The sequence below is a fragment of the Peribacillus sp. NPDC101481 genome, from assembly GCF_044767165.1.
Taxonomy (GTDB): domain Bacteria; phylum Bacillota; class Bacilli; order Bacillales; family DSM-1321; genus Peribacillus.
Window position 1 is genome coordinate 90,430 of the sequence record NZ_JBIWNJ010000001.1, and the last position, 22,230, is coordinate 112,659.

The following is a 22,230-nucleotide window of genomic DNA, read 5'->3' on the forward strand; positions in this document are numbered from 1 at the left end:
TATTTGTAATATAGGTGACAAAGTTAACAGGAAATACAAAAAGCCAGTCGCACATGATCCCCAAATAAAATGGGAATCCAACTGTACAACTGGCTTATATTCACTTCACTGCTCTATGCAAATAGAGTCACAGCGAATATGCAGTTTATGTATGATTTATTTTTCCTGTTTCCAATCATTAAAATCTTTACACGATTCTGAAAAGGTATTTTCCAAAAGGTGTTAATGTCATAATATTGGCTTAATTACATTAAAACGTTTTTCCGTAAAAATGTCAACATCTTTTACAAATTATTCTGATAAATCATTTTACTAACTTGGTAGTTTCGTTTTTTCTGCCGCTTTAATTTGCTGAAAATGGAGATCCAGGTCCTTCAAGGCAGCAATCAATGCATTAGCCGCTTTCCCCCGATAATAAGATTTAATCGATTCTATCGCTTCATCAACACCATCATTTAAACTGATCCCTTTTAATAAACGCCCAATAAATTCCCGTCCATGCTCTGTTGCCAGTGTACAAGAAGCCTCCAGGACAACACCATATTTAGCATCGACTTCCGCGGTGATGGTCAATGTTTCAAAGACACTTTTCGCCGCCATCCCTTGAGGTAAACGTGCGTGACCTGCAATAAAAATTGTTTTACCATTGAACATGAGGCCTCTTCCTCTCTTTAACGAATATTATTTTGTCAATACAGCTTCCAATAAGTGTGATTGTTCCGGAATGCGGGTAACAACCTCTTTTCCAATTTCAATGGAGGCTGTTGCTGCAGGTGACGGTGCATTACAAACATGAATGGTCCGTTTCCCCATTATAATATGAAAATCATCCACCATATTACCATCATCCTGTAACGCCTGTGCCCGGACTCCGGCAGGTGCAGGGATTAAATCATCTTCTTGAATTTCCGGAATCAATTCCTGCAGGCTTTTCGTAAATTGCTTTTTACTAAAAGAACGGACATATTCATCCATCCCTTCCTTCATGAATTTACTGGCCAGTTTCCAAAAACCTTTATAGCTTAAAACTTCAGTTAAATCCTTCGCATTGAAGTCAGTTTTTTTATAACCTTCACGTTTGAAACTTAGTACAGCATTTGGGCCAGCATCTACTTCGCCGCTAATCATCCGTGTGAAATGAACTCCTAGAAATGGAAACTTAGGGTTAGGTACCGGATAAATTAAATGATTGACAAGAAAGCGCTTTTCGGGCTTCAATTTAAAATATTCACCGCGAAACGGGACAATTTTCATATCAGTTTTATACCCCGCGGCTGCTGCGATACGGTCACTGTGCAATCCAGCGCAATTAATGACTATCCTTGCTTTTATTGTCCCGTTGTTCGTAGCGATGATGACTTCATCAGAATCCTCGTCAATCTTCTCCACCTTTGTATTCAGCTTGATTTCACCGCCGTTGCCTCGGATGATATCCGCCATCTTTTCACTTACCTGACGATAATTGACGATGCCGGCTTGCGGGACGCGAATGGCACCAAGTCCATTAACATGTGGTTCAATTTCCTTTAACTCATCCACACCGATTCTTTGGATAGCTAGCTCATTTTGCAAACCGCGTGAAAATAAATCATCTAGAAGGGGCAACTCTTCTGGCTTTGTTGCAACAATGACCTTTCCGCAAATATCATGTTCAATTCCATGCATCCGGCAGAATTCCGTCATTGATTTGCTTCCTTGACGGGCAAACCGTGCCTTGAAACTGCCTGGTTTATAATAAATACCTGAATGGATGACACCGCTGTTATGCCCCGTTTGATGATCTGCAACAACAGCCTCTTTTTCAATGACTACCACTTTAGCATTAGGAAAACGCTGATAAAGTGCCATTCCCGTCGATAAACCTACAATTCCCCCGCCAACAATTGCGAAATCATACACAATTAACACTCCTTTTATTGATGATTTTTAGTATTCAGCAACTCCATATACGTAATTAAATTGTTCTTAGTCCGTAAGATGTGAAATTCTACTGCTGCCCTTAGTTCTGCAGGATCCCCTCTTAGTGCCGCTTCATAAATCATCCGGTGTTCCCGTTGCGTTTCTGGGTAATAATCAATCAGCAAATTCGGCGCAATGGGTGAGATACCCAACGTTTCTACCATTTTTTGAACTCTTGGCCACGGGCACCCTTTTCGGAGGGTTTCATGAAAAGCCGCATTCAAAAGGATATAATGTTCATTGGTTTCATCAGATAACTGAATCCCTTCCATTTCAATCAAAATTCCCTTTAATTTTTCTTTATCCTCCTTTGTTAAATAAGGAAGCGACTTTTCTACAGCAAGGCCTTCAAGCAGAGATCTGGTATGATAAATTTCTTCAATATCATCCCGGGTAATCGGTGTGACGATTGCTCCTTTATGAGGAACCATTTCCACCAACCCCTCCATTTGAAGTTGTGTAAGGGCTTCACGAATGGGCATTCTGCTTACTTCCAGGCGATCTGCCCACTCCTCTTGAATGAGTCGCTCCCCCTTTTTCAACGTCCCATTCAAAATCGCCTTCCTAAGACTTTTCGTTACATTTTTTACGATTGTAGATTTATCTCTTTTAGAATTAGCATTATCCAATTCAGCGTCCACCTTTCGATATTGGATACAATTTAAACTATATCAACTATATAAAGCGATTGCAATACTAAATTTTTAATATATTGTATCCAATCTAAATAACACTGGATACAATACACAGGGTAAAATAACTAATTTCCATCTGAATATAAATTGGTTCCTCCATTTATATTTAACTTCAATTCACAAAATCCAAACCAGGAACTAACGCCAAAACTTTCCAAAAAATCTCATCATTATGATATCATTATTGTGGTATTCAAATTTATTTAAATAAGGGGTTGCTAGTTAATGAGTAAAGAAGTCTACATGATTGGCGAAATAAGGACTAATAATTTCACCGATAAAAATCTTTTCGAGAAAATCGGATCCCTTTGGAGCAAAACAAATGATTATAATATTGAAAATGATATGAAATATGGGATATACCATCAGTACGAAAGTAACTATCGTGGAGATTATACATTAGCTATAGCCACCGAAACCCCCGTATCGAATGAAAATTTTGTCATTCCAGATCAAGAATACGCGGTGTTTGAGTGTTTACAAGATGAACATTCCATAGGTGAAACCTGGAAAAAGATATGGCAGCTGGAGGAAGAGAAAAAAATGAACAGGAAATATAGCCTGGATTTTGAAAAATATTACCCTGATGGAAAAGTGGAAATACATATTGCGGTTTTATAAAAAGAAGCTACTATGTGAAATAAACCCACAATAGCTATACAATTTAGCTAGCCTTAAGGGCATGAATCGGTCCCCCACCGAGACTCATGCCTTTTTATTTCAGCTTGTGCCCTAGGGATTAATCACGTTATATTGTTCAGTTCATTATAGAGTAGTTTTTTCGGGAAGAACTTCCCTTTAAATCAAGTTTTTTGTATCAGGATGCATTAATATCTTATCTGAAGGCTTCAACCGTGATAAAATCAAACAAATATAGTTATCATAATTCATATATAAAATAGGAAATTGGCAAAATGTCATTAGAATAAAGGGGAAAATATGAATGTCAGAATTAATCGATTGGAAAAATAGTGCTCGCGGTCATAAGTTCATAGCATCTTTTAGCGGAGGAAAGGATAGTGTCTTAGCCCTTTATAAAGCAATGAAGATTGGAGAAGCTGTAGGACTTATCGTCATGCTGGAGGAAGAAGGAAAACGTTCCAGATCCCATGGAATGCCTCCGGAACTCATACATGCCCAAGCTGAATCAATAGGATTGCCTGTATATACTGCAGCTGCCAGTTGGACTGATTATGAAAAAGTATTTATGCACCTTTTAGAAAATGCTAAAAATCAAGGAGCAGAAGTTTTAGTAACAGGAGACTTGGATATGCCTGCCCATGGCTGTTGGCATGATAAGGTTACGAAGAATGCCGGGTTGAAGCTTGGAATGCCTTTATGGGAAATGAATCATCGTGAAGCTGTCGAAGAGTTCATGAATCTAGGATTTGTAACGATCATCGTAACCGTTAATTTATCATTGGGAATGACAGAGGATGATTTAGGGCGAACGTTAACCCATGAATACGTGAAGGACCTTGAAGCTCGCGGTATTGACCCCTGCGGAGAAGGCGGAGAGTTCCATACGACCGTAATAGACGGCCCCATTTTTAAACAGCCAATTACCGTTCGTAAATGTGAGATAATCAAGGACGGAGAATATGCTTTTTTGCCTTTGGAGCTAGATAAGATGACGAATATGAGTACCTTATAACCGAACTAATTACCTATTTTAGTGGTAACCACTCCATACTGCACACCAATTATGAGATTTTCTATAACGATTGAGGTGCAGTTCGAGTCCTTTGACAGTAGGAGAATATCGAGTTTTAGTTAACATAATATTATTATAGTGACTCCATTATGCAGCAACCATTCATTTCTGATAACTTTCTGTTTCATTATTTTTTAAACAGGAAAATAACAGAATTTCAGAAAAGTAAATGTTTTTAATATACTAAATCGAGTGACTCTTTATAAAAATCAGTACGGTGGTATCAAGAAAAAAAGACTATGTATTCTAGTCTTTTTTGAGAAGTCATTCGGTTGATTTAAAACTCTGTCCATTACCTGGCCAAAACTCTTATAATTTTCAAAATCCTCGGTGAAGTAGATTTTCCTAGCAAAAGGCGCGTATCCCATTCCGAGTGCCCTTTCACCTCTCCACACCAATGATTCTAGTTTTATCTACCCATTCAGATATATCGAAATAATGTTTACTTTGAAATAACTCCCCATTGAAGGAATGTGATATCCATATAAAAATAATGAGTACTACAGGAGTTGTACTTCGTCCTTTTCAGTTAATAATAGAAATCCATTAATGTTTCGTCCATTAAATCCTGTGTGAGTCCTATGTAAATCATCGTATCTTTTGGATTGGAATGATTAAGGATTTGCTGCAGTAAAGCGATATCCTTGAATTTTTGGTAATGTAAGTAGCCGAAGGTTTTTCGAAGGGTATGTGTACCGACATCCGGAATGTCTGCCATTTCAGCCGCTTTGTTCAGAACCCGATAGGCCTGTACCCTGGTGATTGGACCATTACCCTTTCGACTTGGAAATAAATACTGATCATTTTTCAGGTTCGATTTCCGGACATACTTCCTAACTTCTTTACGAAGTTGAGGATTGACAAGGAACCGCTTAATTTTATCTGTTTTTTGCTCCACAATGACAATATGCGTACCGTCAAGAATGTCTTTCACTCTCAATTGTAAAAGATCCCCTATACGTAACCCGATGTTTATCCCGATTGAAAACATCATATAATCCCTGTAGCTGCAATATTTTAATAGTGACTTTTTCATTTTTTCAATGTGATCCAACCGGCGTATAGGCTGGACATTTTTAATTCTTTGAGAGGCTGATTGCATGAATGGTTCATTCTCCTTTCCCCTTCTTTCATTGTACGTGAACAGGTGAAAAAAAGGCAAGTTTTATAAATTTTGATTAGCTTATAAACCTTGATTTAATGCGTTTTTGAATGTATCAATAGAGGTCCTTTGTTACATTCAGAATATTCTTATAAAAACAAACCAGAAAGCACCTATAATCTACCAACCGCCATTAACCGGCTATATAGATTCATAGAGCCTTTTTAACTCCTTCTTGATTTATGACTCCAATAAAGTAAAACAACAGCTTTAAAAGCTAAATATGAAGCTCGTTTTTTATGACTTTTATTATATTTTTGTACATGCACTATTAAAAATAACTATTTTTCTAATTTTTAACATAGTCTGCAAAAAATTTCGATTTCACCATGCTATGGAATATTCGGCCTTGATTTCAATATATTCCTGTAAAAACAAATGAACCTTGGAGAGAGGCAGCGATTTCTTCCAAAGGAAAATGAAAGCTGCTCAAACAGACAACAGAACAACTATCGTATCCTCAATTATAAAAAAAATAGCCACTGCCCCCCTGCTAACCAGATTGTTAATGAAGAAGTTTTGCAATAACTTTTATGACTTTTTACCCCCTCGCTCTTTCTAAACAATTTTTCATTGATAACGGAATTCGAATACAGGATTAGCGACCAATCTATTAACGATAATAATGTTATGTAAACACTCAATATTTGATAAAGAGAATCTTATTTACTTCCCTTTGTCATATATTCCCCCAATCAATTAATGAATATAAAAACTGGCATTATCAATAATCTCTACGTCTTTGTGACTTTTCAGCTCATCCATCAACTGGAAAAGTGCTCCATCCTTCTGTTTTGCTTCAATCATGCAATCCAGCTGTGGTAAGCTTCCCTTTATTTGTTGCAAAAATTCCATGAACATTCCAGTATCCACAAAATCAGCATGTGCTCGAAATTCTTTATCGGACCTTGGACTTGAAATATGCATTTTAGGGGGTAGCTTGGAATTACTCCATGTATTCAATATTCGGTCCCAATGATCTTTCCAATCTTCATTTGGTAACTGATGTGCGAGGTAATGGTGATAATCAAAAACCATTGGTATGCCTAATTTTTCACATAAATAAAGTGTTTCCGACAAAGTATAGGTAGTATCATCATTCTCAAGAATGACCATTCTTTGAATCGATTCCGGAATCAAACCCCAATTATGGATAAACTGCTCTAATGCCTGTACATGCTCGCCATAACCGCCGCCAACATGCAAAACACAGCGGTGCTCGGGATCCACTCCCATTTTTTTTAATAAAGTAAAGTGCATCCTTAATGTTTTTAAGGATGTCTTCAGTATATCGATATTTGAGCTATTCAAGATGACAAAATGATCTGGGTGAAAATCTATCCTCATTTTTGGGTGATTCTTTATGAATGTTTTTAATTTAGCCAGTTCTTCTGAAATAGGATCTATGTAATCCCATTCTGGAATTTCTGGATGATTGGCTAAAGGGATAAGTTTTGAAGAAAGCCTGAAGAACTGAATATTATTAGCTTCGTTATGAATCAGTAAACGCCAGCAATTATGAAGATTGGATATTGAAATGCGTTCGAGCTTCCTTATCGCTGCATCTCTGTCCTTAATTTTAGAAAACTGAGCAAAAGTCATCGTTTGGGATGGTGAACAGTTTGGCACATGATTACTCATGGCTACATAACCAAGACGGATTAATGTCAAAGTGATAGCTCCTTTCACGTTGAATGTTTAATGGAAGTATTCCCCTATGAGACCAATATTATAAATGTGAAAGCATCCATGACTCCGAGAAATTAAAAAAACGGCCTTTTTCCGAATGAATATCGGGCAAAAGCCGTATTTTCCAAACACTCATTTTCGCTTGAATTTTTCATACTTTTTTTGTTGTACTTACACTTCAGGAGTAGGAGTTGGTTTGGCATATCCGCTTTTATATTTTTCATCGACTTTATTCCGGATCTCTTTGACGCTCATACCGTCATTCAAGTCCAATATGGATTGCGCAGCAATTTCTAAGCAAACTCCGCATCTTGTCCCGTGGTCATCCCAAACCACTTCACCATTTTTTTTATTCTCATGGATAAAACAATCGTAATTATTTTTATGGTTAGCTGACTCTCCGCAACCGCAGTAACAAGGTATTTTTTCTAGTAAATCTTTATTTTGTGCAACAGCTAAATAGATTGTCTTCATATCCTCCGGTTTTTCAGCTAAGAAATCCGGTGCTATTTCCTTACTGCTGGTCTCCTCCTGAAGGTCTCCAGATACCGTATGCTCTGAATGTCCTTCATGACTGCTTTCTTTTTTCACAACATTTCCCTCTTCACTTGAACAGCCTGAAAGTATTAATGAAGAACAGATTCCCAAAGTGACGGTCATTAATTTTAGCTTCATTTATACACTCCTTGGTCATTTTCATACTCCCATTTTATGGCACACAAAGGCTTATTACAAGCATAAGGTTCCTAAACATAAGGATTTAAAATGACACGACTTCGTGCATATTTTTAAAGTATTAACCACACACTTTAAGAAAAAAGAATGAGGTGATATTGTTGTGAGAGCGCCACTACCATCATTGTTAATTTTATTAGGCACATATTTCCTTATTATCCTCCTTGATAACCTACAGGGCTTGAATATATTGCACTCTTTCTATAGCATCAAACAATATTTGATAGTAGGTCGTGGAGAAGATTACTTTCTGCTCTTGTTATTCACCATAATCTTTTTATATTTGATCATAATCTCAGCCATCAAAAACCGGCAGCCTCCCTCTTCATGAAGCAGCTGGTTTAATTTTTTGTTTTATATATGCGGTTATCAATAATAAAATGGGGATTCCAATGAGTAAAGGTAGATGTAAAAGGGAAGGGACGACTTTTAACCCTTCATTTATATGAGCCTGATAGCTAGGAGCAATCATTATCGAAGAGATGAAAATAACACCGCCAACCAGATAAATGAATATAGGTGATGGTTTCATTTGAAATAAGTCCCCTGCGCCAATAATGGCACAAAAGAAAAAGATCGAAATTTTAATGAAGCCTAAAATGATCATTAAAACAAGAATAAAGGTATCCAGTCTCTCAATAAAATCAGCGATATTAATATAACTCACGGCTGTAAGAGCTGGGAAATTAGACCTTAATACCGCCTCGGGACCTAATACGGACAAGAGAATGAACGAATTAAGAGTTAAAGAAACCCCACCTATTATTATCGCAAAAAGGCCCACTTTAACGGCAGAACTCTTTTTATTCAAATACGGAAGGATCATCGTAAATGTAATCAATTCTCCAAAAGGCACGGTTATACCTGTAGGAATCAACTCTTTCCATACCATTCCCCATCCGTTGCCTAATACAGGCTGAAGGTTTTCCAATTTTGTATATCCTCCTAATATAAACATAAAGTTTAAAATCAAAAGGGTCACGATAATAATGGTAAAGCATAAGCATGCAACACGTGCAAATGCTTCCAATCCTAGATGAACTCCATAAATTAAAACAAGTATCATGCATATCCCCAGCGTTATAATGGAAGTGCGTCTATAAGTGGAGCTAATTAATAATTCTTCAAAATCGCGTAATACTCTTGAAGCAAGATAAACAAAATAGATGATATAGGAAAAACTCAATACGCTGCCGATATATTTACCCCAAATTTTCCGGACATAGCCGGTCATCGGTATGTCAGGATATTTTTTGAATAATGAAATATACACGAAATACAGTAAACATCCGAAAAGGGTTGATAAAAGGTTAACAATCCAGACATCCTGCTTGGCACCCTTTCCTATAATAAGCAGTAGATTACTGCCAAACATAAAAATGATCATCATACAAAATAACTGAAATCCATCAATTTTTATTTTAGGCAATGCATCCTCACCTCCCCATTCATTTATTTCGGCTCATAAGGTTCCATTAGCAATCCGGAATTGATAATCTCTACATGAACCTTCAATGATATCTGCGCATCTGAATATAGGTTATCCCAATTTTTTTTGTTTTGGCGCCAATAAACGGGATTTGTTCGGGACAGGGCATCACCAAAACCAAAAATATCTGACTTTTCTTTTTGAGTGATGCTAATCGTCTTTTTAATTTGCCTTTTTAATTCATTTTCCATTTTTTTTTCGAATTTTTTTAACACTCTCGGATCACTTAAATTAAGCTCACATGATGTTTCCAACAGTTCTCCCATCACGTTGATATCAGTATGAATGACAGGTTTTTCATGATGGATCTCAGTTAACATTTTACTTTTCACACCGATTGTGTTGATTGTTACATTTCCTCTTTCACAAGGTAACACAACGGAAGTATTTTTCACTTTAGATGTAACGAATTGAGCGGCTCGGGCCGTTTCTCCATCCAACCATCTCACCAATTTGCCTTTTCTGAAAACGGCTAATCCTTTAACCTTAATAGTAGTCGGGTTCGTCGTCTCTAAATTTCCTGTTTGCTTCCCCTTCTGGGAAGCATTGCTTATACTGATTCCCGGAAGTGATACATCTTTGCCTTCACTCAACAGTGAAGCAATGATTTCATAAGCTAACACCTCACTAGATGATCCATACGACTTTTGATTATTTTGTGTTGTACTGATGATATTTTTACCAGGAGTAATCTCAAGAGGTTCAATTACTCCAAGTACATCCTTCGCAGTCTTCCCGCGCGCAATAAAGATCGGGATACTTACCCGCGAATATTTACCTCTATCTAGACCATCGAATATTAAATCCAAATCATTTCGAGCTAACTTCTCGCCAATAATAATGAGCGAGAGATGTGTTGTGTTATTTTCCCTCGGAATAACGGAAGCTGACTTACCTAAAGCCTCCAAAAGCGTTTTTCCTGTTATCGTATAGTTGATGACAGCGAGACTTTGACCTCCTGATGTGTTGGTTTGGGATAGGCCGCTAGGATTTATGACTTGATATGTTACTCGGTATGGTTGTTTTGGATCGTCATTTTGGTCAACTCCCATAGCTATTATGACCCCAAGTTCGTTTAATTCCCGATAATTTGAACACCCTGAAAACAATAAGCAAATGGCTGCCATCCATAAAAGTGAAATATTAATTTTCATTTTTCGTTCCCCCGTATTTAGCCGAGTTTTATTTTCTTGATGGTTTTTTCAAAAGTGATGGTAGCGGGAAACGAAAAAAAACATCTTTTTGCTCCTTGAAACGAAATGGAGCAAATGGGGCAAAATAGGGTACACCAAAAGACCTCAGGCTGCTCATATGAAGCCAGATACATAAAGTGAAAAGCAATATGCCATATAAGCCTATAAATGCCGAGATCAAAATCAATATAAATCGAATTCCACGAGTTACATTGACTAGACTGGTATTTGGCAGTGTAAAACTGCTGATTGCAGAGATGGCTACAATGATGACAACTGCCGCTCCCACAAATCCCGCTTCAACAGCTGCCTGCCCTAAAATAAGTGCACCTACAATTGATACGGCTGGTCCGATCGCCCTTGGCATTCGAATTCCTGCCTCCCGTAATATCTCGAAGGCCATTTCCATTACCAGTATCTCGACAATCGCTGGAAAAGGAACATTTTCTCTTTGAGCCATTAAACTGACGAGTAAAGTAGTAGGAATAAGCCCCTGGTGATGAGTAATTAGTGCCAAATAAATAGAGGATGCATACATCGACAGAAAAAAGGCTCCAAATCTTAACATCCTTAAAAAAGAGCTGATATATTGATTTTGATAATAGTCCTCCGGAGATTGAAAAAATTGAGAAAAAATCGCCGGGACGATTAAAACAAATGGAGTTCCTTGAATAATGATGGCAATTCGCCCTTCCAACATATTTCCAACTACCGCATCTGGACGTTCTGTATTCAAAAGAAGGGGAAAAATCGTCGCTGAATCATCCCGGATTAATTCCTCAATGTAATTCGATTCAAGAACCCCATCAATATCAATGCCCTTTACTCGTTCTTTGACTTCCTTCACAATGCTCTCATCCGCAATTCCCTGAATGTACATGATTCCAATATCCGTTTGAGTGACACTTCCGACTTTCAAGCTTTCTAAGCGTACATCAGGATTTTGAACCCTAGCACGAATTAATGACGTATTGGTTCTTAAATTCTCAGTAAAACTATCTTTTGGTCCTCTAATGACAGTTTGGCTTGTCGGCTCGGTTATCGCACGGGATGGTTGACTTTTAGTACTGGCGATGAATGCTTTTGCACTGCCATTCAACAATACAACCGTATCTCCTGTCAAAACCGCTGATATGAATTCCTGCCAACTTTCTTTAACGGTTAATTGGGATACCGTTAGAATATGGCTTGCTCGTTCTTCTATCTCTGTAAATATTTGTTTATTTTCTTTAAACCAATCTATTAATGGTTCAATTATATTTTCATTAATGATGGTAGCATCAGCCAAACCGTCAAGGTGGATTACAGCTGCCTGTATCGATTTATCGTGTGGAGATTCAATCATTCGAACAGACAAATCTGAACTGTCCCCAAGCACGTTCTTCAATCTCTTTACATTTTCATTTACCTCGCAGGATAAGGTGCCATTGGTTGTAGATTTTTCTTTAGCTCTTTTAAGAGAACGTCCTATCCTCACTTTTCCGCCCCTTACTGATTAAGAGTGTGTATATGTTCGTTTCACTGATGATTGACTTTATTATTTGTATCTAATATAAATATATGTAATAAAAGGATGGTGAGAAAAATTTTGATATCACTTTCCATCGAAAAAAGCCGATTTTTCCTTATAAGGGAATCATCGGCTTTAATATTTTGGTGGGAATTATTCACCATCTCTCAAGTCAAAGTAAATTCGATTTTACGTCCGTTTCAATAATATTAACGAGCTACTTTATTTCTTACTTTTAGATAAGGCTAGCGGAATGGTTACCAGCGAAACCCCTGCTGCGACCCAAAGCCAGCTGGTGATTCGTTTTTTTTCGCTTCCGCTTTTACTGGGTATACTCGATCCGTATGATTTTCTGGAGGTCGGCCGTTCTATGTCCGCTGTTTCATTCGCTTTATGCAAATGCTGATTCTCTGGTAATTGGGTTGTTCTTTCCAAATCGCTTGTATCTTCTCCCATTCCTTTAAGAAAGGTCATCAGAAAAGTCATAGCTTGTTTGACTTCTTGGTCATTCAAGGAACGCAGCAATGATAGGTAGCTTGGCTTTTCCGGCATTTTATCAGACTCTGCCATACGGGCAATCCCTGAATTGATCTTGAGGATAAGCGGTTCAAGCTGCTGAACATTAAGTGTTCCTAACGTGCCAAGTATGAGAAGCAGATTTTTTAGCGTATTTGCCGTTTCTGGGGTGTCTGCTGTCTTGACAAGAATGTTCAGCACTTTGTCCCCTTCCTTCAACAAGCTGTTAACCATTGATAAAATCCCTCGATCCTGCATGCCCTTCATGACTTCAAACGTTTCTTTAATCACTTCTTTATTTTCCAAAAGGGTACGCTCGATATCCTCGAGTTCAATTCTTCTTCTTTCTTCATCGCTAATGGAGATTCGATTGATCACTTTTGTCGCTTTAGCCACGGTTCCTCTCCTCCTTTTTGATCTTCAAGAGGTCACCTGGGAATATATAATCTTCACGAGCCCATTTTTTTTGTACTTGTACACCTATCTGCGGTTGTGGATTACCATTACGATGGTTGATACTCGGCAATGGATTGTCTCCTTTAACCCTGAGCACTTCCATTTTTGCTTGAACTTCCTTATAGGCAGGAGTATCAGTATCTTTATCTGAATGGCTGCTTGTCAATTGGTTGATTGCCCCGTCACCTGAATCGTTCATTGGCAGATAAACTTCTTTACCTTTTACACGATCCGTAATCAGGCATTGCACTTTTGCATTTCCATATGGTGAAGTAAGCCGAACAAGAGTGCCATCCTCAAGCCCTCTATCTTTTGCCAATTCCCGGGATACCTCAAGGAAGACTTTTGGCGTTTTGGAAGTGATGCCTTTTGATTTATAGGTCATGTTTCCTTCATGGAAATGTTCCAATAAACGGCCATTATTCACATGGATATCGAACTCATCCCCAAAGTCAATCGGTTTGGTCCATTCGACTGGAAATAACCTTGCTTTTCCATCAGGGAAAGGAAAAGCTTCCGTGAATAACAGTGGCGTATCTTTACCATCTGGCGTCACTGGCCATTGAAGACTGTTATAACCCTCCAAGCGTTCATACCTTACTCCTGCATATAACGGTGATAGTTTAGCGGCTTCTTCCATAATTTCACTTGGATGCTCATAATTCCAGCCGGCTCCTAACGAATTAGCGACATTCATAATGATTTGCCAATCAGGCTTTGAGTCGCCAAGCGGTTCAAAGACTTGATAAAGACGTTGAATACGGCGTTCCGTATTCGTGAAAGTACCTTCTTTTTCAAAGCTTGGGCTTGCGGGAAGGACGACATCCGCGAATTCAGCCGTTCTTGATAAGAAGATATCTTGTACCACAAAGAAGTCCAGTTTTTCAAATGCTTTATGGACATGATTGATATTCGAATCGACCAGACCCATATCTTCACCCTTTAAGTACATTGCTTTGATGGTACCGGCATGTATCCCTTCGACCATTTCATGATTATTCAGGCCAGGGTTTTCTGGTATTTTTGCACCCCAGGTGTTTTCATATTTCAAGCGGACCTTTTCATCTGTTACTTTTTCATAACCTGGCAGGCGATCCGGCATACTGCCAAAATCGCTGGCTCCTTGAACATTATTATGGCCGCGTAATGGGTAAGTACCTGTTCCAGGTTTTCCGTAGTTGCCTGTTATTAGCATTAGATTGGAAATTGCAGTACTTGTATCGCTTCCTCCTCCATGCTGGGTAACTCCCATGGCCCAAAGCGTTGCAACACTTTCCGCATCATGAATGGCCTCTGCCAACGTAATTAAATCTTCCTTAGCTACACCTGTTACTTTTTCTGCATATTCCATTGTGTAAGGTTCCAAAGTCTTGATGTATTCTTCCATTCCATTTACACGATTTTTGATGAAGTCTGTATCTGCCCATCCTTTGTCGACGATATATTTAGACACGGCCGACAGCCAAATGATATCCGTTCCCGGAGCAGGCTGGATGAAGAGGTCGGAGCGTTCAGCCATTTCATGCTTTCTGATGTCCGCCACTATCAGCTTCTGTTTACCTAGTTTATGGGAACGTTTGATTCTTGTAGCCAACACGGGGTGTGATTCGGATGTATTGGAGCCTATGATCAATACAAGTTCGGACTTTTCGATATCCTTTATGCCCCCTGTATCTCCGCCATATCCAACCGTTCTGAATAGTCCTAAAGTAGCCGGCGTCTGACAATACCGGGAACAGTTATCCACATTATTGGTGCCAATGATTCCCCTAGCCAGCTTTTGCATTAAATAGGACTCTTCATTGGTGCATTTGGAAGACGTTATGAAAGCCATCGAATCCGGACCGTGAGAATCTTTGATTTCAGTGAATTTACGGGAAATCAATTCAAGGGCTTCTTCCCATTCAGCTTCCCTGAACGCATCCCCTTCCCTAATTAATGGTTTTGTGAGTCTTTCTTCACTATTCACGAAATCCCATCCGAATTTCCCTTTTACACAAGTCGAAATTCCATTTGCAGGTGCCTCCACTTGCGGTTCGATCTTAAGGATTTTACGATCTTTGGTCCAAACGTCAAAGCTGCATCCTACCCCACAGTATGTACAAACCGTTTTTGTCTTCTTGATCCTTGCATCCCTCATGGCGGATTCCATATCTGAAATCGCTAAAATCGAACCATAACCCGTTTCAACATTTTTCGTGATTTCTATCATTGGTCGAAGTGTTTGTTTGGCAATGCCGGTTAAAAATCCGGCTTCCCCTTCCATTCCCTTTTCCATCATTGCATTACACGGACATACAGTTGAACAGTGTCCACATGACACACATGAAGATTCATTGATCGGAACATTATCATCCCAAATGACACGCGGGCGTTTTGCTTCCCAATCAATGGTCAATGTTTCGGTGACCTGTACATCTTGACACGCTTCAACACAACGGCCGCAAAGGATGCATTGATCAGGATCATATCGATAGAATGGATTCGACCGATCCACATCATATGGTTTTTGATCAAAAGGAACACTTTGATGATTTACCTTCATTTCCTTAACCGTATTGTGTATTTCACAGCCGCCATTATTATAATCGCAAACCGTACAATAAAGCTCATGGTTATACAATATCTTGTCCATAGCCATGACCTGTGCTTCTTTTACATCAGGTGCAACTGTATCAATTACATCACCATCGTTGATCTTGGTTGAACAAGACCTTACAAGTTCTCCATTAACGCTCACTAAACATGTATCACATGTTTCGATAGGACCTAGGCTAGGATGGTAACAAACATTCGGGACTTCAATGGAGCTATCCGTCAGCATTTGTAATATTGTTTGATTACCTTCCAGACTGGTCTCTGCACCATTGATTTTTATATGCACTTTCTCTGGCAAACTAATCGCTCCCCTCTTACACAACGAAAAAATTCATCATTTTATATTTTCTACCCCCGCACATTTTTTCTCAAACTTGCGAAAGTAAAAAATGGAAGACTCCTTTTAACCAATTTCATATCAGAAATGAACAAAGTCGAAGTGAGACATAGTATTCACTCACTTCGACTTTATCGTCATTGGTTAGATTTTGCTTTCAATACAAAAGAACTTAAAGGGGCAACGGTTATCAGACTCCCTTTAATCCTTTCTATTTCTTCCAGGCCAGCCCGCTGTCCATCCACTAAAACGGTCCAATTATCTTCGTGGGGAAGAGAAATCGTAATCGCGTCCCAATTTGCATTATGAATCACTGCAATTGTTGAATCTTCAGTTATTAAAGAGAATGCAACCACATTTGGCGGAGCATCAAAGAATTGTAAATGCTTTTCTATTTCTTCGGGTGTGCTTAACCGAAAAACAGAATGATTTTTCCTGAGCGAAATTAGCCCTTTCATATACTCCACTTCCCGATTGAACTCCGCTCTTCTTTTCCAATCCAATCGGTTAATCCAATCAGAAGATTGATAGCTATTTTCATCTCCATCCTTCGTGCGCATGAACTCTTGTCCAGCATGTATCATTGGAATTCCCTGTGACAGTAAGACAATTGCCGAAGCTAATTTATGCATCTGTTTCCTTTTCTCTTCCGTCGCATCTGGATTAGTGATGAGAAGCTTATCCCATAGAGTATAATTATCATGTGCTTCAACATAATTGATCACTTGATCTGGTCTTTGATATGTTGCGATATCATCATCATATTTCAAACCACCAGCAATTCCTTTTTTGATAATATCTTCCATTCCTGGTTTTCCATTCACGAATCCTTTATCATGTTCATTCATTACAAACCCTTTTAAACCATCACGGATCGCATCATTAAAATGAGCGATTCCAGGCATTTTAAAAGCATTCTTTTGATTTGCTTTCAGCTCTTGGGCCAAGCGGGTATCCATATCCCAGCCTTCACCCAAAACAATGAGGGTCGGATCAATTTCTGCCAATGCCTTTTTCACTTCATTCATCGTTTCCACATCATGAATCCCCATTAAATCGAAACGGAAACCATCAAGGTTAAATTCCTTCGCCCAATAGGTTACGGATTCAACAATGAATTTGCGCATCATTTTACGTTCAGACGCGGTGTCATTTCCTACACCAGTTCCATTAGATAAGGAGCCGTCAGCGTTATAGCGAAAAAAGTAAGTGGGAACGAGTTTATGGAAGTTTGAGTGCTCCACAGAATAAACGTGATTATAGACAACATCCATGATCACTCGTAAACCGTGATCATGTAAACCTTGAATCATTTCCTTTAACTCACGAATCCTGACTTTTGGTTGATACGGATCAGACGAATAAGAGCCCTCGGGAGCGTTATAATTCTGTGGATCATATCCCCAGTTATATTGTGGTTCATTCAATTTCATTTCATTGACTGTGGCAAAGTCGAATATCGGGATAAACTGAACATGGGTAACGCCTAGATCTTTAATATGATCAAGACCCGTTTTCACTCCTTCTGGACCTTTGGTTCCGGCTTCAATCACTCCTAAGAATTTACCTTTATGATGGATTCCGCTTTCAGGATGAATAGATAAATCCCGTGTATGCAATTCATAAATGACTATGTCCTCAGCTTTTTCGAGAGGTGGTTTATCTCGTGTCCACCTTTCAGGGTTCGTATCTGTTATATCTATCACGACTCCTTTAATACCATTAACAGTAACTGCACGAACATATGGATCGACGGCTTCACTCCAGTTTTCTCCCACTCTCACTTTATATGTATAAATCAATCCATCCTGATCACCGTTCAACTCAATCGTCCAGGTACCTTTTTCCGAACGCACCATCGGAATCTCTATTCCATCTGAATCTTCCCAATGTTTATAAGTAACTAGCTTAGCTTCAGATGCAAGTGGTGCCCATAACCGGAATGCCGTTTTATCTTTAAGATAGGAATTTCCTAAATCTTTGCCTTCATAGAAATATAGTTCATCCAATTCCGACGGCTTTACTGGATTAATATTTGCAATCGGCAGGGATTCCAACTGATTTTCCGTTTCATTACCCGTAGGTTTTCGATTATTTTTATTTTCCTCTTCAAAATAAGAAAGTGAATCTTTAATAGGTCATTCCTCCATTGAAATTCCCATTTTAGAACAGGAATTATTAATTTTTATAATCATGAGCGAATTTTCCCTTATGTTATGATTCCACAGGCTTTACCCATCAAAACATTCGATCGGCAAATTATGTCGAAAATTCAGAAATCTATATTTTGAGCGAAAGCTGTAGGTCATTTTGCTGAACCTTACCTATCCTTTTATGAAAATGAAGCCAAAAAAGATAAAAAAATGCCTCCATAACAGTTTTACGGTCTTGGAGGCATTTCTAGTACTCTTTATGGTGTTTTAATAATTTTCACAGAGTTATCTTCAACAATTGCAGTGAAGTTCTTAATTTCAGGTTGCTCAAATATAAAGTCAGTGATGCCGTCTTCAAGCTGTTCTTGTAGAACACGGCGAAGCGGTCTCGCTCCGAAAGTTGGGTGATATCCGAGTTCAATTAGCCTTTGTTTCGCTTCATTAGTTACATCTAACGATAAACCATTTGCAGCAAGTGTTTCGTCAAGCTCGTGAATCATGATATCAACGATTTGCAGAAGATCTTCTTTCTTCAAAGCCGAGAATTCAATGATGCTATCGAATCGGTTCAGGAATTCCGGTTTGAAGAAGCTGCCTAAAGATTGTAGGATTGATGCTTCCTCCACAGCTGAACTTGTACCGAATCCCATTACTTTTTGTTTCTCACCGACTCCAGCATTACTCGTCATGATGATCACGGTATCTTTAAAAGTAACGGTCCGTCCTTGACTGTCGGTTAAGCGGCCATCTTCCATGATTTGCAGGAACATATGCATTACATCCGGATGTGCCTTTTCGATTTCATCCAATAAGATGATGCTGTAAGGCTTGCGGCGAACTTTTTCCGTCAATTGTCCAGCTTCCTCATGTCCTACATATCCAGGAGGAGAACCAATTAATTTAGAAACACTGTGTTTCTCCATGAATTCACTCATGTCAAGACGAATCATCGCTTCCTTGTCCCCGAATAACTCCTCAGCAAGAGTTTTTGCCAATTCGGTTTTACCTACTCCTGTCGGACCAACGAAAAGGAAAGAACCGGTAGGACGGTTTTTTGATTTTAACCCGGCACGACTTCTTCGAACGGCCTTGGAAACCTTTTTGACAGCCTCCTCCTGCCCGATTACTTTTTTCATAAGCTCCGCTTGGAGGTGAACCATCCTTTCTTGCTCATCTTCTTGGAGCTTACCTACAGGTATACCAGTCTTTTGTTCGATGATGTTTTGAATGTCTTCAACGGTAACGGTTGGCTTAATTGCATCTTCCCCAGCCTGCAATGACTTTTCCAGTTTTTCTTCTTCATCACGAAGAATAGCAGCTTTTTCATATGCTTCTTCTTTTAAGGCCATTTCTTTTTCTCTATAGATTTGAGCCAAACGTTCTTTCATGTTTTCTACTTGGCCGTCTTCGATGGTCAAGTTCAATTTTGAACCAGCTTCATCCATTAAGTCTATTGCCTTATCAGGCAGGAAGCGGTCTTGAATGTAGCGGTTAGAAAGTTCAACAGCAGCTTTAAGGGCTTCCTCACTATATGTCACACCATGATAAGATTCGTAACTATCCTTTAATCCCCTTAAGATGACAAGTGCCTCAGCCGTTGTCGGCTCATTAACGTGTACAGGCTGGAAGCGCCTTTCAAGGGCACCATCTTTTTCAATTTTCCTATATTCTGATAAAGTGGTTGCTCCGACAAGCTGAAGTTCGCCGCGTGCAAGTGCAGGCTTCAGGATATTTCCTGCATCCATTGATCCTTCTGCCGAACCAGCTCCCACAAGTTGATGAATTTCATCGATGAATAGTATGACATTTTTTCTTTCCTGTAATTCGCTGATCAATTGCTTCATACGTTCTTCGAATTGCCCTCTAATTCCAGTATTCGACACAAGGGACGCTACATCAAGCATATATACAAGCTTATTACGTAATTTAACTGGCACTGAACCTTCAACAATCGCTAAAGCAAGACCTTCAGCAATGGCTGTTTTACCGACACCAGGTTCACCGATTAAAACTGGATTATTTTTATTGCGTCTATTTAAAACTTCAATGACGCGTTTAATTTCTTCACTTCGTCCGATAACCGGATCTATAAGTCCTGCTTTAGCAGCATCGGTTAAATTTCGGCCATACTCCTCAAGCAATCCTCCGTCATCGCCATGTTCAGCTGAATCCGGTTTTGGTACACCATTATAATTAAATGGATTGAATGAATTTGGAGTTCCGTTAAATTGGAATTTCCCTATATCCATCCCGCCCATAGCTGCTCCAAGTTTGTTTCGCTCTTCTTTATAACAAGTGGAGCACAGTTTCACATCATGCTCCTGACCATTCATATTTAGGTGAACTTGAATATTAGCTTGGTTTACATGGCATTTTTCACAAAGCATGTAGTACTCCTCCTTTAAAAAATGAATTTAAAAAACTTTGACCTTCTTTGACTTTCTGACTTTATTATACATTGACCTTCTTTGACTTTCAATAATTTTGTTTGGGAATTTTTTTGATAAAAAAGAAATTGCCTTGAATTGGTTTGCTAAGCATATTAAACTATCGATTTCCAGTCAAATAAAAAGATTCTATGTATGCCCCTTAGAATATTCAATTAGTATTGATTACCCACTTCAGGACTCACCATAACCTTAAACTATTAACAAAACGCCAATTCTCTTGTCCATGTGCCTCATTCACTCTTATTTTTTAAAACAAAAAAAGACTTTATTAAGTCTCTTTAAGGTTTGTACAATTTTTAAACGTTGGATTTCCACTCCAGGTACTCGCTTTCCGCGGGCGGTCGTGGAGCCTCCTCGGCGTCTTCGCACCTGTAGGGTCTCCCCTTGACGCGCTTTTCCCGCAGGAGTCTCGCACCTTCCGTTCCAATCATCTTTGTTTTAATTTTAAGATAGAACACTTTTGCCTACAGTCTTTTTTGTTTTTAAGTAGTATTAATACTTGAGGTGATATCGATGCTTTCTTAAAAGTCCCCTCGTTGTTCAACCCATGGCATGCTTTCCTTTCCGCTATAGCTGCTTCAATTCCAATAAAAAATCAAAAAGGTTTCGGAATGAAACCTTCCGAAACCTTTTTGTCTACAAATTGAAAGAGACTTCATTAAGTCTCTTAGCTTTTTTATATTAAGATTGATTTTCTTCTATTATATACGTTTCGCACCAATATACTTTGGCTTCCAATAGGTATTATTGGTTTTAGCGTATGACACTCCTTTAGATGATGAAGAGTGAATGAATTCATTGTTTCCTATGTATATAGCCACATGTGTAGGTTTTTTCGCTTTATTTGGTGCAAAAAACATTAAGTCACCTTTTTGCAGGCTTTTAACTTTCTTACCTTTTTTATATATGTCAGCAGCAGTTCTTGGTAAATTCTTACCAGCTTTTTGATATGAATACTTCACTAAACCGGAACAATCAAAACCTGAAGAAGAAATGCCACCCATTTTATATTTAGTACCTAATTCACTTTTAGCCACTTTAATCGCTTTTGTATGATATGAAGCAGCTTCCACTTGGTCTCCAGCAAAGGATGCGGTTACAAGCGTAATAGCCAATGACAATCCGACGACAATTTTCTTAAACAAATTATTTTACCCCCTGATGTATTTGCTAAACCTAATATACTAGAAAAGGTATATCACTCGCATCACAGGATCTTTACAAATATGTTACATTTAGTAGATTCAGGAAGAATGACCATATAAAACATAAAAATTAGTCGAATGATGTGTCCATTTAGCTTCTCATAGAAAAAACAGTAGTTAGATAACCACTGTGCATTTATCGATAAAGGAAGATTAGGAATGCACTCACCCCGAACCATGATTTAAAAGAGAATATTAATATCATTCATGTTTTTTGTTTATACGAATGGATCCCGCTCTAGAATGAAGAAATTTGCGGCACTCCTGCAGCAAAACTGGCTAGCCGAGAACCCACAGCCGCTTGCTTTGATGGGCTTGGCAAATGGTCGTGGAAACGGAGTGGATTTCTGGTATCAACTAACTGCAGGC

The 22,230-nt window shown here is 38.7% G+C and carries 15 protein-coding genes and 2 pseudogenes; 3 read left to right on the forward strand and 14 right to left on the reverse strand.

Annotation, left to right across the window (positions count from 1 at the left end; genetic code table 11):
* Positions 1-312: 312 nt before the first annotated feature.
* Genes ACIROD_RS00390 through ACIROD_RS00400 form a run of 3 tightly spaced genes read right to left on the reverse strand, consistent with a single transcriptional unit; the run spans position 313 to position 2,588 of the window.
* Positions 313-654, reverse strand: coding sequence for a DUF3870 domain-containing protein (locus ACIROD_RS00390; RefSeq protein WP_402937094.1), 342 nt, complete (start codon positions 652-654; stop codon positions 313-315).
* A gap of 27 nt (positions 655-681) precedes the next feature.
* Positions 682-1,899: an L-2-hydroxyglutarate oxidase gene (gene lhgO / locus ACIROD_RS00395; RefSeq protein ID WP_101225338.1), complete on the reverse strand. Its 1,218-nt coding sequence runs from the start codon at positions 1,897-1,899 to the stop codon at positions 682-684.
* Between the two features lie 14 nt (positions 1,900-1,913).
* Positions 1,914-2,588: a GntR family transcriptional regulator gene (locus ACIROD_RS00400; protein ID WP_063233736.1), complete on the reverse strand. Its 675-nt coding sequence runs from the start codon at positions 2,586-2,588 to the stop codon at positions 1,914-1,916.
* A gap of 291 nt (positions 2,589-2,879) precedes the next feature.
* Here ACIROD_RS00400 and ACIROD_RS00405 point away from each other — a divergent pair, with 291 nt between their 5' ends.
* Both ACIROD_RS00405 and ACIROD_RS00410 read left to right on the forward strand, forming a co-directional pair.
* The gene (locus ACIROD_RS00405) at positions 2,880-3,275 is read left to right on the forward strand and encodes a GyrI-like domain-containing protein (protein WP_260357710.1); all 396 of its coding nucleotides are present in this window, start codon (positions 2,880-2,882) and stop codon (positions 3,273-3,275) included.
* Positions 3,276-3,597: 322 nt separating this feature from the next.
* Positions 3,598-4,308 (forward strand): Dph6-related ATP pyrophosphatase, encoded by a 711-nt coding sequence (locus tag ACIROD_RS00410; RefSeq protein ID WP_230175924.1) that lies wholly within the window; start codon positions 3,598-3,600, stop codon positions 4,306-4,308.
* A 589-nt stretch (positions 4,309-4,897) separates the two neighbouring features.
* Here the strand turns inward: ACIROD_RS00410 and ACIROD_RS00415 are convergent.
* The 3 genes from ACIROD_RS00415 to ACIROD_RS00425 form a co-directional block, all read right to left on the reverse strand.
* Complete coding sequence (locus ACIROD_RS00415) at positions 4,898-5,470, reverse strand: tyrosine-type recombinase/integrase (protein WP_402937098.1); 573 nt, start codon at positions 5,468-5,470, stop codon at positions 4,898-4,900.
* Positions 5,471-6,229: 759 nt separating this feature from the next.
* A complete protein-coding gene (uvsE, locus tag ACIROD_RS00420; RefSeq protein ID WP_260357711.1) occupies positions 6,230-7,201 on the reverse strand; it encodes a UV DNA damage repair endonuclease UvsE in 972 nt (323 codons plus the stop codon).
* A gap of 189 nt (positions 7,202-7,390) precedes the next feature.
* Positions 7,391-7,894 (reverse strand): PCYCGC motif-containing (lipo)protein, encoded by a 504-nt coding sequence (locus ACIROD_RS00425; RefSeq protein ID WP_402937101.1) that lies wholly within the window; start codon positions 7,892-7,894, stop codon positions 7,391-7,393.
* Between the two features lie 163 nt (positions 7,895-8,057).
* Here ACIROD_RS00425 and ACIROD_RS26190 point away from each other — a divergent pair, with 163 nt between their 5' ends.
* A complete protein-coding gene (locus tag ACIROD_RS26190) occupies positions 8,058-8,285 on the forward strand; it encodes a YczF family membrane protein (protein WP_483878370.1) in 228 nt (75 codons plus the stop codon).
* Here ACIROD_RS26190 and ACIROD_RS00430 read toward each other — a convergent pair.
* The 8 genes and pseudogenes from ACIROD_RS00430 to ACIROD_RS00465 form a co-directional block, all read right to left on the reverse strand.
* The gene (locus tag ACIROD_RS00430; protein ID WP_402937103.1) at positions 8,280-9,383 is read right to left on the reverse strand and encodes a GerAB/ArcD/ProY family transporter; all 1,104 of its coding nucleotides are present in this window, start codon (positions 9,381-9,383) and stop codon (positions 8,280-8,282) included. The genes ACIROD_RS26190 and ACIROD_RS00430 overlap by 6 nt on opposite strands.
* A gap of 23 nt (positions 9,384-9,406) precedes the next feature.
* A complete protein-coding gene (locus ACIROD_RS00435) occupies positions 9,407-10,597 on the reverse strand; it encodes a Ger(x)C family spore germination protein (protein ID WP_402937105.1) in 1,191 nt (396 codons plus the stop codon).
* 28 nt (positions 10,598-10,625) lie between these two features.
* A complete protein-coding gene (locus tag ACIROD_RS00440; RefSeq protein ID WP_260357715.1) occupies positions 10,626-12,113 on the reverse strand; it encodes a spore germination protein in 1,488 nt (495 codons plus the stop codon).
* A 423-nt stretch (positions 12,114-12,536) separates the two neighbouring features.
* A pseudogene (locus tag ACIROD_RS00445) lies at positions 12,537-13,058 on the reverse strand (helical membrane plugin domain-containing protein); the annotation flags it as partial.
* Positions 13,051-16,014 carry a formate dehydrogenase subunit alpha gene (gene fdhF / locus ACIROD_RS00450; RefSeq protein WP_402937108.1) on the reverse strand — a complete coding sequence of 988 codons (2,964 nt, stop codon included), beginning with the start codon at positions 16,012-16,014 and terminating at the stop codon, positions 13,051-13,053. The gene fdhF and the pseudogene ACIROD_RS00445, both read right to left, overlap by 8 nt.
* Positions 16,015-16,190: 176 nt before the next feature.
* A pseudogene (gene pulA, locus ACIROD_RS00455) lies at positions 16,191-18,077 on the reverse strand (type I pullulanase); the annotation flags it as partial.
* 386 nt (positions 18,078-18,463) lie between these two features.
* The gene (locus ACIROD_RS00460; RefSeq protein ID WP_101225346.1) at positions 18,464-20,593 is read right to left on the reverse strand and encodes an ATP-dependent Clp protease ATP-binding subunit; all 2,130 of its coding nucleotides are present in this window, start codon (positions 20,591-20,593) and stop codon (positions 18,464-18,466) included.
* A gap of 764 nt (positions 20,594-21,357) precedes the next feature.
* Positions 21,358-21,801 (reverse strand): C40 family peptidase, encoded by a 444-nt coding sequence (locus ACIROD_RS00465; RefSeq protein ID WP_230175920.1) that lies wholly within the window; start codon positions 21,799-21,801, stop codon positions 21,358-21,360.
* Positions 21,802-22,230: the final 429 nt, after the last annotated feature.

What these genes read in the sequence shown, in the direction of transcription:
- ACIROD_RS00390 (WP_402937094.1), bottom strand. Translation starts at nt 654, where the DNA reads ATGTTCAATGGTAAAACAATTTTTATTGCAGGTCACGCACGTTTACCT.
- ACIROD_RS00405 (WP_260357710.1), top strand. Translation starts at nt 2,880, where the DNA reads ATGAGTAAAGAAGTCTACATGATTGGCGAAATAAGGACTAATAATTTC.
- ACIROD_RS00410 (WP_230175924.1), top strand. Translation starts at nt 3,598, where the DNA reads ATGTCAGAATTAATCGATTGGAAAAATAGTGCTCGCGGTCATAAGTTC.
- ACIROD_RS00415 (WP_402937098.1), bottom strand. Translation starts at nt 5,470, where the DNA reads ATGCAATCAGCCTCTCAAAGAATTAAAAATGTCCAGCCTATACGCCGG.
- ACIROD_RS00425 (WP_402937101.1), bottom strand. Translation starts at nt 7,894, where the DNA reads ATGAAGCTAAAATTAATGACCGTCACTTTGGGAATCTGTTCTTCATTA.
- ACIROD_RS00435 (WP_402937105.1), bottom strand. Translation starts at nt 10,597, where the DNA reads ATGAAAATTAATATTTCACTTTTATGGATGGCAGCCATTTGCTTATTG.
- ACIROD_RS00460 (WP_101225346.1), bottom strand. Translation starts at nt 20,593, where the DNA reads ATGCTTTGTGAAAAATGCCATGTAAACCAAGCTAATATTCAAGTTCAC.